Origin of the sequence: Streptomyces sp. WM6378 (assembly GCF_001279695.1) — a bacterium.
GTDB lineage: Bacteria > Actinomycetota > Actinomycetes > Streptomycetales > Streptomycetaceae > Streptomyces.
The window spans coordinates 1-14,887 of sequence record NZ_LGDD01000032.1 but is presented as its reverse complement, the minus strand read 5'-3'; the positions used below and the strand labels follow the sequence as shown (position 1 = coordinate 14,887).

The 14,887-nt window shown below is 71.1% G+C and carries 14 protein-coding genes; 4 read left to right on the top strand and 10 right to left on the bottom strand.

Features of this window, described 5'->3' with window-relative positions:
* Window positions 1–271: 271 nt before the first annotated feature.
* The 4 genes from ADK54_RS05510 to ADK54_RS05495 are packed head-to-tail and all read right to left on the bottom strand — an operon-like array spanning window position 272 to window position 4,147.
* On the bottom strand, window positions 272–1,231 hold the full coding sequence (locus tag ADK54_RS05510; protein WP_053724381.1) for an ABC transporter substrate-binding protein: 960 nt from the start codon (window positions 1,229–1,231) through the stop codon (window positions 272–274).
* Entirely contained in the window at window positions 1,228–2,040 is an 813-nt protein-coding gene (locus ADK54_RS05505; RefSeq protein WP_053724380.1) for an ABC transporter ATP-binding protein, read from the bottom strand. Before ADK54_RS05505 ends, ADK54_RS05510 begins: the two co-directional genes overlap by 4 nt.
* Window positions 2,041–3,105, bottom strand: coding sequence for a FecCD family ABC transporter permease (locus ADK54_RS05500; protein WP_053724379.1), 1,065 nt, complete (start codon window positions 3,103–3,105; stop codon window positions 2,041–2,043).
* Between the two features lie 34 nt (window positions 3,106–3,139).
* Window positions 3,140–4,147, bottom strand: a complete 1,008-nt coding sequence (locus ADK54_RS05495) for a FecCD family ABC transporter permease (RefSeq protein WP_053724378.1) — start codon at window positions 4,145–4,147, stop codon at window positions 3,140–3,142.
* Window positions 4,148–4,282: 135 nt separating this feature from the next.
* Between ADK54_RS05495 and ADK54_RS05490 the strand changes: the two genes are divergently transcribed.
* Window positions 4,283–4,915: an HAD family hydrolase gene (locus tag ADK54_RS05490; RefSeq protein ID WP_053724377.1), complete on the top strand. Its 633-nt coding sequence runs from the start codon at window positions 4,283–4,285 to the stop codon at window positions 4,913–4,915.
* A 57-nt stretch (window positions 4,916–4,972) separates the two neighbouring features.
* Here the strand turns inward: ADK54_RS05490 and ADK54_RS05485 are convergent, their stop codons facing one another.
* Both ADK54_RS05485 and ADK54_RS05480 read right to left on the bottom strand, forming a co-directional pair.
* Complete coding sequence (locus tag ADK54_RS05485) at window positions 4,973–5,260, bottom strand: hypothetical protein (RefSeq protein WP_234391935.1); 288 nt, start codon at window positions 5,258–5,260, stop codon at window positions 4,973–4,975.
* 45 nt (window positions 5,261–5,305) lie between these two features.
* Entirely contained in the window at window positions 5,306–7,240 is a 1,935-nt protein-coding gene (locus tag ADK54_RS05480; protein ID WP_234391934.1) for a zinc ribbon domain-containing protein, read from the bottom strand.
* A gap of 797 nt (window positions 7,241–8,037) precedes the next feature.
* Between ADK54_RS05480 and ADK54_RS05475 the strand changes: the two genes are divergently transcribed.
* Window positions 8,038–9,141: a helix-turn-helix domain-containing protein gene (locus tag ADK54_RS05475; RefSeq protein ID WP_107090462.1), complete on the top strand. Its 1,104-nt coding sequence runs from the start codon at window positions 8,038–8,040 to the stop codon at window positions 9,139–9,141.
* Window positions 9,142–9,282: 141 nt separating this feature from the next.
* Window positions 9,283–9,666 (top strand): cold-shock protein, encoded by a 384-nt coding sequence (locus ADK54_RS48500; protein WP_053724374.1) that lies wholly within the window; start codon window positions 9,283–9,285, stop codon window positions 9,664–9,666.
* A gap of 5 nt (window positions 9,667–9,671) precedes the next feature.
* On the opposite strand, the gene ADK54_RS05465 is transcribed toward ADK54_RS48500, so the two are convergent.
* The 4 genes from ADK54_RS05465 to ADK54_RS05450 form a co-directional block, all read right to left on the bottom strand.
* The gene (locus ADK54_RS05465) at window positions 9,672–10,529 is read right to left on the bottom strand and encodes a 1,4-dihydroxy-6-naphthoate synthase (RefSeq protein WP_053724373.1); all 858 of its coding nucleotides are present in this window, start codon (window positions 10,527–10,529) and stop codon (window positions 9,672–9,674) included.
* Entirely contained in the window at window positions 10,516–11,262 is a 747-nt protein-coding gene (locus ADK54_RS05460) for a futalosine hydrolase (RefSeq protein ID WP_053724372.1), read from the bottom strand. Before ADK54_RS05460 ends, ADK54_RS05465 begins: the two co-directional genes overlap by 14 nt.
* A gap of 17 nt (window positions 11,263–11,279) precedes the next feature.
* A complete protein-coding gene (locus ADK54_RS05455) occupies window positions 11,280–11,777 on the bottom strand; it encodes a hypothetical protein (RefSeq protein ID WP_053724371.1) in 498 nt (165 codons plus the stop codon).
* 80 nt (window positions 11,778–11,857) lie between these two features.
* Window positions 11,858–13,213 (bottom strand): MFS transporter, encoded by a 1,356-nt coding sequence (locus ADK54_RS05450; protein ID WP_053724370.1) that lies wholly within the window; start codon window positions 13,211–13,213, stop codon window positions 11,858–11,860.
* 338 nt (window positions 13,214–13,551) lie between these two features.
* Between ADK54_RS05450 and ADK54_RS05445 the strand changes: the two genes are divergently transcribed.
* A complete protein-coding gene (locus ADK54_RS05445) occupies window positions 13,552–14,472 on the top strand; it encodes a DUF3027 domain-containing protein (RefSeq protein WP_078966141.1) in 921 nt (306 codons plus the stop codon).
* The last annotated feature ends 415 nt before the right edge of the window (window positions 14,473–14,887 follow it).

The following is a 14,887-nucleotide window of genomic DNA, read 5'->3' as shown; positions in this document are numbered from 1 at the left end:
TGCGGTCTGGGGTGGGTGGTGGTTCGGCTCCGGCCGGTGATGGGTGATCGTTTGGCTGCGGACCGTGCGTGGTTGCTCGCGCAGTTCCCCGCGCCCCTAGCAGGGTTGATCCTGGCAGGCCGAGCATCTTCAGCCCGTCATGGGGGTCCCCCCTGGCCCTTAAGGCCTTGGGGGAGTTTGAGGACGAGCGCCTTTAAGGCGCGAACGGGGGTCCGGGGGCGGAGCCCCCGAGAGGGGTGCAGGGGCGCAGCCTCCGCCGGACCCGGGCCCACTACCTCGGCAGCATCTCGCCCAGCTCCCGCAGGATCGCGGTCGCCGCCCCGTACCCGATCCCCTGGATCCACAGCTGGTCGTCCACCGCGTGGACCCGGCCCGCCCGCACCGCGGACATTCCCTTCCACAACGCGCTGCCCAGTGTCTGCGTCGCCTTCGACTTCGCCGGGTCGCCGTACGTCGCGTGGAAGACCACGTCCGCGTCCGCGAGGTCGATCCGCTCGGGGCTCACGTCGTACGAGAAGCCGTCCTTCGCCTTGTCGACGATGGCCGGGCGCCCCAGGCCCACGTCGGCGAGCACCGTCGCGATGTAGTTCTTGCGGCCGTAGATCCGGATGTCGGCGCCCTCGACGAAGCGGACGACGTTGACCTTCAGCGCCGCCGCCTTGGCCGGCCCGCCGAGCCGGGCCGTCAACTCCCGTATCCGCGCGTCGTATTCGTCCGTGACCTGCTTCGCCTCGGCCGCCTTGCCCAGCGCGAGGGCGTGCAGCTGGAAGTTCTGCTTCCAGGGGTAGCCCGTGGACTCCGTCATCACCGTCGGCGCGATCTTCGACAGCTCCGCGTACTTGTCGCCGTGCCGCACCTTGCTGGTGAGGATCAGGTCGGGCTCGAGCGCCGCGATGGACTCCAGGCCGGGGCTCATCACCGCGCCGACGTCCCTGATCCCGGCCACCTTGTCCTTGGGGAGGTAGTCGAGGAACCCGGAGCCCGCGTCGGCGTGCGTCGCGCCCACCGGCCGCACGCCCAGCGTGATCGCCGAGTCGAGTTCGGCGGTGTCCAGGACGACGACCCGCTCCGGGTGATCCTTGACCCGCACGTCCCCCATCGCCGTCTTGACGAGGTGCGAACTGCCGCCCTTGGAGGGCGAGTTGGGCGTGCCGGACGAGCAAGCCGTCGCCGTCAGCGCACTCGTCACGGTCAGCGCGCCCGCCAGCACGGCGCGGCGGGGGATCGTCATCGGGGGATCCTCTCCGAAGGGGGCGAGTAGGGGGCGCCGGGCACCACCAGGGGCGAGCCCGTCACCGGGTCCGGGACGACCACCGCGTCCAGGCCGAACACCTCGCGTACGAGATCCGCCGTCACCACGTCCTCGGGGCGGCCCTCGGCGACGATCCGCCCCGCCTTCATGGCCACGAGGTGGTCGGCGTACCGCGCGGCCTGGTTGAGATCGTGCAGCACCATCACCACCGTACGGCCCCGCTCGTGGTTCAACTGCCGTACCAGATCCATTACTTCGACCTGGTGGGAGATGTCCAGATACGTGGTCGGTTCGTCGAGGAGGAGTACGTCGGTCTCCTGGGCGAGCGCCATCGCGATCCACACCCGCTGGCGCTGGCCGCCGGAGAGTTCGTCGACCGGGCGGTCGGCGAGGCCCGCCACATCCGTACGCTCCATCGCGTCCGTGACCGCCCGCTCGTCCGCCTCCGACCACTGCTGCCACCAGTGCTGATGCGGCTGGCGCCCGCGCGAGACCAGGTCGGCCACGGTGATCGCCTCGGGCGCGACGGGCGACTGCGGCAGCAGCCCGATCGACTGGGCGATCCTCTTGGTGGGGATGCGCGCCAGCTCCGTACCGTCGAGCAGGACCGCGCCGCCGCGCGGCTTCAGCAGGCGCCCGAGCGCCCGCAGCGTCGTGGACTTGCCGCACGCGTTGGGGCCGACGATGACGCTCACCCGCCCGTCCGGCACCGCGAGGTCGAGGCCGTGCACGACGGTGCGGTCCTCGTAGGCGAGGGTCAGCTCGCGGGCCGTCAGCCGGCTGGCCATCTACTTTCCTCCAGTCGTACGGCTGCGCACGATCAGCCAGATCAGGTACGGGGCGCCGATCACCGCGGTGAGCACGCCCACCGGCAGCTCGGTCGGCGAGAACAGCTTCCGGGCCAGCAGATCGGCCAGGACCACGATCACCGCACCCGTCAACGCCGAGCAGAACAAGGGTATTTGGGCCGTCCGCGTCATCCGGCGGGCGATCTGCGGGGCGAGCAGCGCGACGAAGTCGACGGGTCCCGCCGCACCCGTGGCGACGGAGGCGAGGACCACGCCGGTGACGACCAGCCCGAGCCGCACCCGGCCGAGCCGTACGCCGAGCGCGGTCGCGGTGTCGTCGTCGAGGGAGACCGTGCGCTGCGCGCGGGCCGCCCACAGCACGGCGGGCACCAGAGCGAGCAGCACCCAGCCGAGCGGCGCCGCCTCCTCCCAGCCGCGCCCGTTGAGCGAGCCCGTCATCCAGATCTGCGCCTGCTGGGCGACCAGGTAGTCGCCCTTGGTCATGAACAGCGTGGTGATCGAGCGAAGGGCGATCGCGAAGCCGATGCCGATCAGCACGAAGCGCGTCGCGTGCAGCCCGCCGCGCCAGGCGAAGACGTACACCAGGGCCGCCGCGAGGACCCCGCCGACGACGGACAGGTAGGGCAGCACGGTGTACGAGGTGACGCCGAACGTCATGGCGCCGACCGTCAGCGCCGAGGCGCCCTGGCTGATGCCGATGATGTCGGGGCTGGCCAGCGGGTTGCGCGCGACGGTCTGGATCAGCCCGCCCGCGATGCCGAACGCGGCGCCGACCATCAGGCCCACCACCATGCGCGGCAGCCGCAGTGTGCCGACGACGAGCTCGGCCTGCGAGTCCCGGCCGGTCAGCACCTTGAGCACGTCACCGGGCGCCACGAAGCTCTCGCCCACACAGAGGTAGGCCACGCAGATCGCGGCGAGGAGGACGAGGAGGGACGCGCCCACCGCCGCCGCCCTGCGGTGCAGGAGGAAGACGGCTCGTCCCGCCCGTACGACGCTGTAGCCCGCGGGGCGCACCCGTACGGCTGCCGTTGCGGAACTCATGCCGGGACCGCCTTCCTGATCCGAGGGGCGCCGCTCATGCGGGCACCGCCTTCCTGCGGACCAGCGTCACCAGGAACGGCACGCCGATCAGGGCGGTCATCACGCCCGCCGGGATCTCGCTCGGCGGGAAGACGATCCGGCCGACGGTGTCGGCGACCAGGAGCATCACCGGGCCCACCAGGGCCGCCATCGGCAGCACCCAGCGGTGGTCGCTGCCCACGATCGCGCGGGCGATGTGCGGGATCGCGAGACCGATGAAGGCGATCGGCCCGGCCGCCGCCACCCCGACGCCGGTCAGCACGGTCGCGCCGATGCCGCCCAGGACGCGTACCGCGGCGACGTTCTGGCCGAGGCCCTTCGCCACGTCCTCGCCGAGCGCCAGGGCGTCGAGGCCGCGTGCGACCCAGGCCACCAACACGACGCCGACCAGCATGAACGGCCAGATCTGGTGGGCGACTTGGGCATCGCGGCCGGCCAGCGAGCCGACCTGCCAGAAGCGGAACTCGTCGAGCGCCGCGGCCTTCGTGGTGAGCACGCCCATCGTCACGGACACGAGCAGCGCGTTGATCGCGGCGCCGCTCAGCGCGAGCTTCACCGGCGTCGCCCCGCCGCGCCCGCTGGAGGCGATCGCGTACACGACGACCGAGGCGATGGCCGCGCCCGCGAACGCGAACCACACGTATCCGGTCAGCGTGTGCACGCCGAGGAAGGCGATCGCCAGGACCACCCCGACCGATGCGCCCTGGCTGATGCCGAGGATGCCGGGGTCGGCGATGGGGTTGCGCGTGATGCCTTGGAGGACCGTGCCCGCGACCGCGAGGGCGGCGCCGACCATCAGGCCGATCAGGGTGCGCGGCACCCGCAGTTCGCGGACGACCTCGGCGTTGGGGGTGTGCGCGCCGCCGAACAGCGCGTCCAGGACCTCGGACGGCGGGATCTGGCGCGCGCCCACGGCGAGCGAGAGCAGGACCGCGACCAGGAGCGCCGTGACGGCCGCCGCCGTCGCGAGCACGCGTCTGGTCCGGCGGGGTGCGGCTGGCATAGGGCCCATCACAGGTTGGTATTCGGCGAGGCGGTCGAGGCGAGACAGCCGAGGCGAGGCGGTCGGGATTTGGTAAGGCTTGGCTAACTACGGCCGCCAGTCTAAGGGCCCGGCCGCCCCGCCCACCTGGGCACAATGGCCTTCATGCCCATAGACGCGCCCACGGTCGGCTTCGACCTCGACATGACCCTGATCGACTCCCGGCCCGGCATTCGCGCCGTCTACCAGGAGCTTTCCGCCACCACCGGGACGTACATCGACGCCGAGCAGGCCGTCAGCAGGCTCGGGCCGCCGCTGGACTGGGAGCTGCGGCACTGGTTCCCCGAGGAGCTCATCGCCGAGATGGTCCTCAAATACCGTGAGATCTACCCCACACGCGCGATCCTGCCCACCCCCGCGCTGCCGGGAGCGGCCGACGCGGTGCGCGCGGTGCAGGAGCTCGGCGGCCGGGCCATCGTCGTCACCGCCAAGAACGAACCGCAGGCCAGGCTGCACCTCGACCACCTCGGCATCACCCCGGACGAGGTCGTCGGCGGGCTGTGGGCCGAGGGCAAGGCGACCGCGCTGCGCGAGCACGGCGCCGCGGTGTACGTCGGTGACCACCTCGGGGACGTCCTCGGCGCACGCGCCGCGGGCGCCCTCTCCGTCGCGGTGCCGACCGGGCCGATCGGCGCGGCCGAGCTGCGCGAGGCCGGCGCCGACGTCGTCCTCGACGACCTGACGTCATTTCCGGCCTGGTTGAAGGGTTACGCCGCCGAACGCGCTTGACAGCGGGGCCTCGTACTTGCGTACGGGACCGGCCGGTTCAGGTGAGCGGCGGCCGGGTCAGGCGCGGGCCTGGCGGCGCTGTTCCGCGATGGTGCGCAGCACGCCCGCCCCCGCGATCAGGAAGCCGACGCCCATCAGCATGCAGACGAGATAGGCGACCGACGGGAACGGGGCGGTGTGCAGGAACAGCGGCGCCACCGTGACCAGCGTGGCGAGCGCGCCGACGAAGAACACGACGACGCCGACGCGAACCAGCCGATCACCGGTGGTGGGGGCGTCGCGGTCGGCCTTGGCCTGGGTTTCGGTACTCACCCCGCCAGGGTAGTTCCCTGCTCGTAAGGACAGGCCGGGACGTCTTGTCAGCTGCCCCTGGACCATTAGCGTCGCTGATCAACTAAGTGATCCCGTGTCAGACGTGGTGTCTGGCGACGGGGTTTCCCATCGTGGAGGGGTGGCGTGGGCGTGCAGGTGGAAGCCCGCGCCCAGTGCTGCTCCTCGTGGCTGGTGCCGGGATGGGGTCTCCCCTCGCTCGCGCGAAACCGGGAGCTTGGGGAAGGGTGTGCTGATCGTTGTCACGTCCTGGTGCCGGTGGGCTGCGCGGGGCAGCCGGGTCCGGTCCGTGTGAGCGTGTCCCTCCGGACGCTTGCCCTCCGGACCTGTGGGTCTGGTGGGGGAGGGTGTCCGGCGTCGCCTGGGCGTCGGACGTGCTGTGTGTCGCTGGGTGGAGCCGGCCTTGGACCGGTCCTTGCGGCTGGTCTTGTCGGCAGCCGGTGTGATGACTGCGCGTGCTTCGAGTGTGTCCACCACCGTGCGGATCACCATGGCACTGCTGGTGCGGTCCACCACGGTCTTGGCCTGGTGGGTCAGGCCGCGTGCGGCGATGCGCCGCCAGGCGCCTTGGTCGCGGTCGCCCTGCCAGCGGCAGGACGGGCAGAGGGCCCATTTCCAGCCGGGTGTGGTGGGCCGGTCGGGGGCTTTGCGGTGCCGCAGCGGGGTGAGGCAATGGGGGCAGTGCCTGGAGGTGTTCCGCGCAGGGACGGTGACGACGGCGATACCCGCTTCGGCGGCGAGGTGGCGCATGTGGTCCACGATCTGCCCGCGTACCTGCTGGGAGAGGCGGGTGTTCATGGCACGGCCCATGCCCTTGGCCTCCATCGACCGCAGGTCTTCGACGTAGATCACCGTGGCCGATGCGGTGATGGCTTGATCGACAGTCCAGCGTGCGGCAGCCCACGCCAGGGCGTCGTTGAGGTGGGAACGCCGGTCGCAGACGTGCCGGATCTCATCGGACAAGACCGTGTGCCTGGCGGTCAGTGAATGCTGTTCGTCTCCTGCGGTGAGCCGCTGGTAGCGGTCGGCCTTGGAGTGCAGGTGCTCGGACAGGCGCCGGAGCCGGTGCTGTTTGGCGAGGACTCCGGCGGCGCGGAACTGTCCGCCGGAGCCGAGGGCGGTGATCTGGCCGTCGCCGTGCAGGCGTGCGGCTCCGGCGGACAGCAGGGTGTTCAGGCCCCAGTCCACGCCCAGCGCGATCGTGTGACCGGTCCGCTGTGTCTTGGGTACGGCGTGGGTGTAGGCGAGATCCGCCCGCACGTTGCCTTGATAGATACGCAGGGTGGGCAGGTGCAGCATTGCAGCGGCCGGGATCGTCGGCGGCAGCGAGACGGGGCAGGCGACCCAGGCCCAGTCCTTGTGCGAGGCCGGGTCGGGGCGGGTGGGGAGCTGGAGCCTCAGCAGGGCGCGGCCGCCTTCGTCGGCGCGTTCGATGGCAGCCTGCTGCCCGTCGCACGCCGAGAGCAGCAGCATGCGTGCGGTGCGGGGCGCGACCTCTAGCTCGAACACATCGACCGGCATCCGGCCGTGCTTCCGGGTGAAGGCGGCGATCTGCCGGGTACGGGACTTGATCACGCTGGACGGCAGGAACTGCCCGCCCGGCACCGCCTCGCGCACCGCGTCCCACTCGCCTGTGGTCCGCTTCGACGGATCGGCAGGCCACGTCTTGAGCACACCGGCCGTCAGGTCGGCGCGCCACTTGGCCGACCGCAGCACGCGCCCGGCCTGCTCCTGCGCCATCCGCACGATCCGATCGTTGACCTTGACACCCTCGGCCGGCGCTACGGCCCAGCCGAGGCGGCGCAGTGCCATCCAGGCGTTCGACGGCAGTTTCCTGCCCCCCGCGTCCTCGCCGGATGCCAGGGTGTCCACGTCGGCGGTGTTCCAGCGCTCGACAGTCAGCGCACCGGCCATGTCCGACACCAGGGCCGCGCACCAGCCCACCCGCTCCGCCAGCACGGTGGCGGACAGGAGTTCGCCGGTCTTCTCATCCACGCCCGTGCGTAACACGCCACGGGCACACGCGGTACGGGACGTCTCACCCTCGCCGAGCGGCAGCCTCCGACTCACCCGCACCCATCCCTTCCCGCCCGCAGTGCTGTCATCCGATCAACGACACCCGCGAGAAAAGGTCACGCATTCGATCTGCGAACCCACGGACGACACCGAGACCGCCACCGACACACGGCATGACGCCAGTCCAAGACACATCACTACAGGTCCCAAAGGAAACAGGTGAGCCTTGGCGTCGGCGGGTCGGAAGGTGACCCGCTGCAGAAGAAGCACGGTTTTAGAGAGTGTGACTATGAGAAACTCCCGGTATCGGCGACCGGGGGTTGGTGATCACGTCATGCCCTGTGTTCCGTACGGGCCTTAGGTGGCCCGGCGCATAACTGAGTAGTCCGGCTACTCTGGATTCACTCTACGAAGAGTGGAACGGTGCGCCCGTGGAACTCTCGCACGTGGCGCCGATGCTTCACCCTCGCGTCGACTTCGCGAGACGAATTGTTCTCCTCTCGTGCCTGGTTCCATTGGGAAAGAAGCATTCGGTGCAGGGTGCATTTCTCCTCATTATTCCCGTCGGCAGGTTCTAAAGTTGGCGGAACTCCCGGCATTCCTGCGAACGGCTGAATGGCGTACATGGGTCGTTCTCCCTGGGTTGGGTGTCCCCTCGCGGTGCGTAGAGCGTCGTCCTGTACGTGACGGCTGCCTAGTGTGATCCGTAGTGGCAAGTCGCCTCAGTAGTACGGATCTTGGATGTCTAGTGGCATCCGTAGGAGCAAGATGGGCCCGTGGACATCGGGGAGCTGATCAAGGATCTCCGCAAGGCTCGCGGCTGGTCTCAGGGGCGGCTAGCGTCGGAGGTCAACGAAGCGTTCGGGAGCACCCTCACGCGGGAGTACGTGAGCGGTTGGGAGTGTTCCAAGCATGAGCCGGGGGCGTTCTATCTCCGGTGCCTCTCAGCCGTGCTCGACGTACCCCTAGCTGTCCTGGAGAACGAGTTGGAACGGCGTGCCTTTCTTACCGACGTTGCAGGGGCCGCGATAGCCCCCGTGGTGGCCTCTGACCTCTTGTCCGTTGGTTTCGCTGCTCGGCTGCATGGCGGGCCGTCTGGGGAAGACTGGGAGGGGAAGCTCGCCACCTACGGCACTGACTACATGTCCCTCGGTGCTGCCGACATTCAGCGGCGAGTGTCTGGTGAGCTGGTCGTGGTCCAGCAACAGCTCGACAAGCCGCAGTTGTGGTCTGTGGCCTCCCGGTTGATGACTCTGTACGCCAAGACGTTTCCTGGGTCGGACGGTTCTAAGGCCGTCCACTGGTACCGCATGGCTGCCAAGGCCGCCGACGAGTCTGGAGACGACACGGCACGGGTCTGGGTGCGTGGCCGAGCGGCCATCGCTCTCGGGTATGAGGGTGCCTCTCTAGGTGTTGCGGACCTACTGGCGGACCAGGCTCTTGCGATCTCTGACAGGCCTTCCCTGGGCCTTCTGAATGCGGTCATGGGGAAGGCGCACGCTGCTGCCCTCCGAGGGGACAGGGCTACGGCTCTCAAGCTGGCAGAGCGCGGGCGCAGGATCTTCGACAGCGCAGGCTCTTACGAGCAGACCAGCGACTACGCGGTGCCGTGGTGGCGCATGAACGTTTTCTTGTCGCTGCTTCTGGCTCGACTCGGGGATGAGAAGGGGGCCGTAGAGGCCCAGGATCAAGCCAGGAAGGAACTGCCGACGACACTGCCTAGGTTCGCCACCCACCTTGAACTCCACAGGGGCTTGATGCTGGCTCGCTCTGGTGATCGTGCGGGAGGCACGGCGTACGCACAGGCCGCAATGGACGCTCTGCCGCCGGAGAAGCACTCCCTGACCCTGCGCATGCTCATGGATGAGATCAAGGCATAGGGCGTTCGGGCTGGCTTGACGGTGGGTAGAGCAGCGGGGACGCTTCACGGTGATGGCAGGCAGTCACGGCCCCTACACACGGATACCCTGACCTTGCTCATTACGTAGTTGGCTGGCTCTGTGGATGAATGGGGGCGTGCTTTGCCTACCGGCAAGGTCAAGTGGTTCAACAGCGAGAAGGGCTTCGGCTTTCTCTCCCGGGACGACGGCGGCGACGTCTTCGTCCACTCCTCCGTGCTCCCCGACGGGGTCGACGCACTCAAGCCCGGACAGCGCGTCGAGTTCGGCGTCGTCGCCGGGCAGCGCGGTGACCAGGCCCTCTCCGTCACGGTCCTCGACCCGGCCCCCTCGGTCGCGGCAGCCCAGCGCCGCAAGCCCGACGAACTGGCCTCCATCGTGCAGGACTTGACGACGCTCCTGGAGAACATCACGCCCATGCTGGAGAAGGGCCGCTACCCGGACAAGGCGGCCGGCAAGAAGATCGCCGGCCTGCTGCGCGCGGTGGCCGACCAGTTGGACGTCTAGTCCGCTCAGTTCTTCACGAATTCCAGCGCATCGCGGCCGAGGGGCGGTACGAGCCCCTCGGCCGCGGCGCGGGTCAGCAGGCCGCGCACCGCGGCGTAGCCGTCCTCGCCGAGGTCGGCGGTGAACTCGTTGACGTAGAGCCCGATGTGCCGGTCGGCCACGGCCGGGTCCATCTCCTGGGCGTGCTCCAGTACGTAGGGCCTCGACGCCTCGGGGTCGTCCCAGGCGAGCCGCACGGAGGTGCGGGCCGACTCGGCGAGCAGCCGCAGCGTGTCCTCGCCGAGGGAACGCTTGGCGATGATCGCGCCGAGCGGGATGGGCAGGCCGGTCGTCGACTCCCAGTGCTGGCCCATGTCGGCGAGGCAGTGCAGGCCGTAGTTCTGGTAGGTGAACCGGGCCTCGTGGATGACGAGTCCGGCATCGACCTTGCCGTCGCGCACCGCGGGCATGATCTCGTGGAACGGCATGACGACGACCTCGCCGACCCCGCCCGGCACGACGTCCGCGGCCCACAGCCGGAACAGCAGGTACGCCGTCGACTTCTCGCTCGGCACGGCAACCGTCTTGCCGGTCAGGTCCAGGCCGGCCTCACGCGTGAGGACCAGCGGGCCACAGCCCCGGCCGAGCGCGCCGCCGCAGGGCAGTAGCGCGTACTCCTCAAGCACCCACGGCAGCACCGCGTACGACACCTTGAGCACGTCGAACTCGCCGCGCTCGGCCATGCCGTTGGTGATGTCGATGTCGGCGAACGTCACGTCCAGCGCGGGCGCGCCGGGCACCCGGCCGTGCGCCCAGGCGTCGAAGACGAAGGTGTCGTTCGGGCAGGGAGAGTAGGCGATCTTCAGGGGCTCAATCGGGCTCATGGGGTGTCCAACTCTCCAATACGGGCGGGAGCTTCCCGAATGCGTCGGTGAGGGCGGCGAGCGCGTCGCCGATCCGCCAGGCCGAACGGTCGCGCGGGCCGACCTCGTTGGAGACCGCGCGGATTTCGAGGGCGGGCAGGCCGTACTGGTCGGCGGCCTCGGCGACGCCGAAGCCCTCCATCGCCTCGGCGAGCGCGCGCGGGTGGCGGGCCAGGAGTTCGGCGGCGCGCTCGGCGGTTCCGGTGGCGGTCGTGACGGTGAGGACGGTGCCGTACGCGGCGTCCAGCGCCCGCGTCGCACGGCGGCCGAGCGAGCCGAGTACGTGCACCTCGTGGCGGCCGAAGCCGAGCTCGGTGACGGGGATGAAGCCCTCGGCGGAGCCCGCGCCCAGGTCGGCCGCGACGATGCGCGAGGACACGACGAGGGTGCCGAGCGGGGCGACGGCGGGGAAGCCGCCGCCGATGCCGGCCGAGATCACCAGGTCGTAGCCGGGGCCCCGGCCGAGTGCGAGGGCGGTGCCGACGGCCGCCGCGGCGGGGCCGACGCCCGCCGGATAGACATGGATCTCGTGCCCCGCGCGCCCGTGCCGGGTCAGCGGCGCGGGGCTGTCGGGCCCGGCGATCAGGGCGCGCCGGACGAACTCCTCGCTGAGGCGCGCGTATCCGGCGGCGGCGAGACCGGCGGCGACGGAATCCGCCTCCGCCGCCACCGCGGTCACGACCAGCACGCGCATCAGGCGGGGCCCGGTCGTCAGGAGTTGGTGCGCTTGAGCGAGAAGCTCCAGACCGACTCGGGCTTGTTGTCCTTGTCGACCTGCACGATGCTGATCTTCTTCTCCTTCGGCGCGGCACCCTGCCCGCCGGTCGAGAAGACGTCGGCGCCGGGGAAGCTCCGGTAGGTCTGGGCGGACGCCTCGGTGATCGGGCTGCCGTCGAGGAGCGCGATCCACTTGCTGCCGTTCTCGACGACCTTGGGGTCGACGCCGAGGCGCAGGGTCGCGCCGGGCGCGTAGTCGATCGACTTGGCGTCCTTGACGCCGCTGAGGCAGCTGGTGAGCTTGGCCTCGGCGAGCGGCTTGCCGTCCTCGCCGCGGCAGGACGCCTCGGTGTTGACGGAGTTCGTGCCGACCGTCACGGTCGCGAGAGGCGTCGGCTTGTCGCAGGCGGAGAGGACGAGGAGTCCGGCGGAGGCGGCGGCGAGTGCGAGGCCGGCCCGGCGGGTCCTACCGGAATTGAACGCAACGGTCATGGAGCGAAGGCTATCGGTCGCCCCCAGCCAAGCCGCGCGGGGGTGCGGCGTGCCGTGTCGTACGTCGCTCCGTACGGCGCTCAGGCGACCCGGGGATGCGGGGTGCCGCGCCGGGCCGCGCCGAGCAGGCCCCGTACCGAGACGGCCGCGCCGAGTGCCAGCAGGGCCGCGGCCACCGACATGCCCAGGATCCCGTTGAGCGGCAGGGCGATGCCGATCGCGCCGCCGAGCACCCAGGCCACCTGGAGCAGCGTCTCCGAGCGGGCGAACGCGGACGTACGGACCTCCTCCGGCACGTCGCGCTGGATCATCGCGTCCAGGGACAGCTTGGCCAGCGCCTGGGTGAGCCCGGCGGTCGCGCCGAGCACGGCCACCATCAGGCCGCTGAAGAGCGCCGCCGACAGGACGGCCGCGCCCAGCGCGATCGTCAGCATCGTCACGATCAGCACCTCGGGCCCGCGCGCCCGCAGCAGCGAGCCGACGGCCGTGCCCAGCGCGTTGCCGACGCCCGCCGACACCCCGACGATGCCGAGCGAGACGGCCGCGCTCTGCCCGGACAGCGGGTGCTCGCGCAGCAGGAACGCCAGGAAGAAGATCAGGAATCCGGAGAGCGCGCGCAGCGCGGCATTGGCGTACAGGCCGTTCAGGACGGACACGCCGACCGTACGCAGACTGGGCCGAAGGCCGCTGCGGTCGGAGAGCTGCGCCCTGGCCTCGCCCTTGGCCGAGTCGACCTTGTGGGGCAGCGTGAAGGCCAGGAACGTACCCGCGGAGAAGATGCAGAACGCCCCGTAGAGCGGCCACTCGGGCCCGATACGGGAGAGCCCGGCGCCGATCGGGGCGGCGATGCCCGTGGCGAGCAGGCCCGCGAGGGTGACCCGCGAATTCGCCTTCACCAGGGAGAAGCGGGGTGGCAGCAGGCGCGGCACCACGGCGCTCCTGACCACGCCGTACGCCTTCGACGCGACCAGTACGCCGAGCGCCGCGGGATAGAGCTCCAGGCCGCCGGTGGCGACCGCGCCGGACATCGTCAGGGCGAGCAGCGCGCGGGCCAGCATCGCGCCGGCCATCGCGGCGCGGCGGCCGTGCGGCATCCGGTCGAGCAGCGGGCCGATCACGGGCGCCAGGAGAGTGAACGGCGCCATGGTGATCGCCAGGTAGAGGGCGACCCGGCCGCGCGCCTGGTCGGTCGGCACGGAGAAGAACACGGTCGAGGCGAGCGCCACCGTGATCATGACGTCGCCGGCGCCGTTCACCGCGTGCAGCTCGATCAGTTTGCCGAGGCCCGACTCGCCGGCGCCGTGCGCGTGGGTCGCTTTTCTGATCGAACGGGCCGCCCCCGTGAACGGCAGGTGCAGGGCGTGACCGACCGCCCGGCCCGCCTTGTGGAGGCGGCCGGACGCGTCCGAAGACCCTGACGACCTCGCGGTTGCCACCCCGCCATAGTGCCCCAAGCCCGTCCGACCCGAACCAGGATTCGGACGTGCAGGTGGGCCGGGGGCCACGAAGGGGGTAGCGTGACAGGCGCGCCGCCCGCGGCTGCCCAAGGCCGCGCGCCTATCCGTGATCCCGCAGAATGGATTGCAGAAGGTGCGCCTCCACGCTCATACGGAGCAAGGGGGACTCCCTTGGTCAGTGAAACTGGACAGTCGCTGGGCAGTTGATCGCCCGGGCGCGGACGTTGACGCGGCCCCCTGGTCCGCTCCGCCCGCCGCCCGTACGCATTCGGCTCCCCGGCGCACCCGTGAGACGGCGTAGGAGAGAAGCGAGACCTGTGAGTGCTGCGACGACGCGAAGCCGTACCCCTGACCGCCTGTGCGCCGAGGCGGTCGACCTAGCCCGCGAGGCGGCGGAGGAAGCCGCCGCACCCGGTGTGGTCGGCGAGCATGTGGCCCTGGTTTCGGAGGGCGACCGGGTCGTCACGCACTTCTTCGAGTGCAAGGAGTTCGGCTACCGGGGCTGGCGCTGGGCGGTGACCGTCGCCCGGGCGTCCCGCGCCAAGCTGGTCACCCTCGACGAGACGGTCCTGCTGCCCGGCCCGGACGCCCTGGAGGCCCCGGAGTGGGTGCCGTGGAGCGAGCGCCTTCGCCCGGGCGACATGGGCCCCGGCGACCTGCTGCCCACCGAGGCCGACGATCTGCGCCTGGAGCCCGGGTACTCCGGCGAGGACGTGCCGCCGCCGAACTCCGTGGTCTCCGAGGAGATGGCCGAGCGGGTCGACGCGGAGGACGCCGAGCTGGCCGACCTGTCCGACGCGGAGGCCACGGCGGGCACCGCGCGCGGCTCCATCGCGGCCGTCGCCGAGGAACTCGGCATGCGGCGGGCGCGGGTCCTTTCCCGGTACGGGCTGCACACGGCGGCCGACCGGTGGGAGGAGTCCTTCGGCGGCAAGACCGCGATGGCTCAGGCGGCGCCGGCCTCCTGCGTGTCCTGCGCCTTCCTCGTCCCGATCGCGGGATCCCTCTCCCAGGCGTTCGGAATCTGCGCCAACGAATTCGGTCCCGCGGACGGGCGTGTCGTGGCCCTCGACTACGGCTGCGGGGGTCACTCCGAGGCGGCGGTCATGCCGAAGCCGCCCCGCCCGGCCCCGCCCGTCCTGGACACCGTGGCCCCCGACGTCCTGGCCCTGCGGCCGTCGCGCGAGGGCTCCGTGCCGGACGCGCCGGACGCGACGGAGGACCTGGGCCACTCGTAACCCTGGCCCAGCCCGGAGGCTCCGCCCCCGACCCGGGGTTGACCGGGGCTCCGCCCCCCGACCCGGGGTTCCCTGGGGCTCGGCTCCAGGCGGGGATGCCGGGGCTGCGGCCCCGGACCCGGGCTCCCGGGGCTCCGCCCCAGACCCCGGGGGGTTCGCCCACCCGCCCGCCCGTGACGGGAGACTGGATGGCTCGGCCTCTGGGGGCTGCGCCCCCAGGCCCCCTGCGGGGGCTCTGCCCCCTGCACCCCCGGGGAGTTCGCCCACCCACCCGCCCGTGACGGGGGTGGGGAGAGCTGAGCCCTGGGGCTGCGCCCCAGACCCCCGAGGGGCTCCGCCCCTCGGACCCCTGCGGGGACTTCGTCCCCTGCACCCCTTTTCGGGGCTCCGCCCCGGACCCCCGTTCGCGCCTGAA

Coding starts and splice junctions, on each gene's coding strand:
- ADK54_RS05490 (WP_053724377.1), top strand. CDS start 4,283: ATGGCCTTCATGCCCATAGACGCGCCCACGGTCGGCTTCGACCTCGAC.
- ADK54_RS05495 (WP_053724378.1), bottom strand. CDS start 4,147: ATGCCAGCCGCACCCCGCCGGACCAGACGCGTGCTCGCGACGGCGGCG.
- ADK54_RS05455 (WP_053724371.1), bottom strand. CDS start 11,777: ATGACCGTTGCGTTCAATTCCGGTAGGACCCGCCGGGCCGGCCTCGCA.
- ADK54_RS05465 (WP_053724373.1), bottom strand. CDS start 10,529: ATGAGCCCGATTGAGCCCCTGAAGATCGCCTACTCTCCCTGCCCGAAC.
- ADK54_RS05510 (WP_053724381.1), bottom strand. CDS start 1,231: ATGACGATCCCCCGCCGCGCCGTGCTGGCGGGCGCGCTGACCGTGACG.
- ADK54_RS05500 (WP_053724379.1), bottom strand. CDS start 3,105: ATGAGTTCCGCAACGGCAGCCGTACGGGTGCGCCCCGCGGGCTACAGC.
- ADK54_RS05460 (WP_053724372.1), bottom strand. CDS start 11,262: ATGCGCGTGCTGGTCGTGACCGCGGTGGCGGCGGAGGCGGATTCCGTC.
- ADK54_RS05505 (WP_053724380.1), bottom strand. CDS start 2,040: ATGGCCAGCCGGCTGACGGCCCGCGAGCTGACCCTCGCCTACGAGGAC.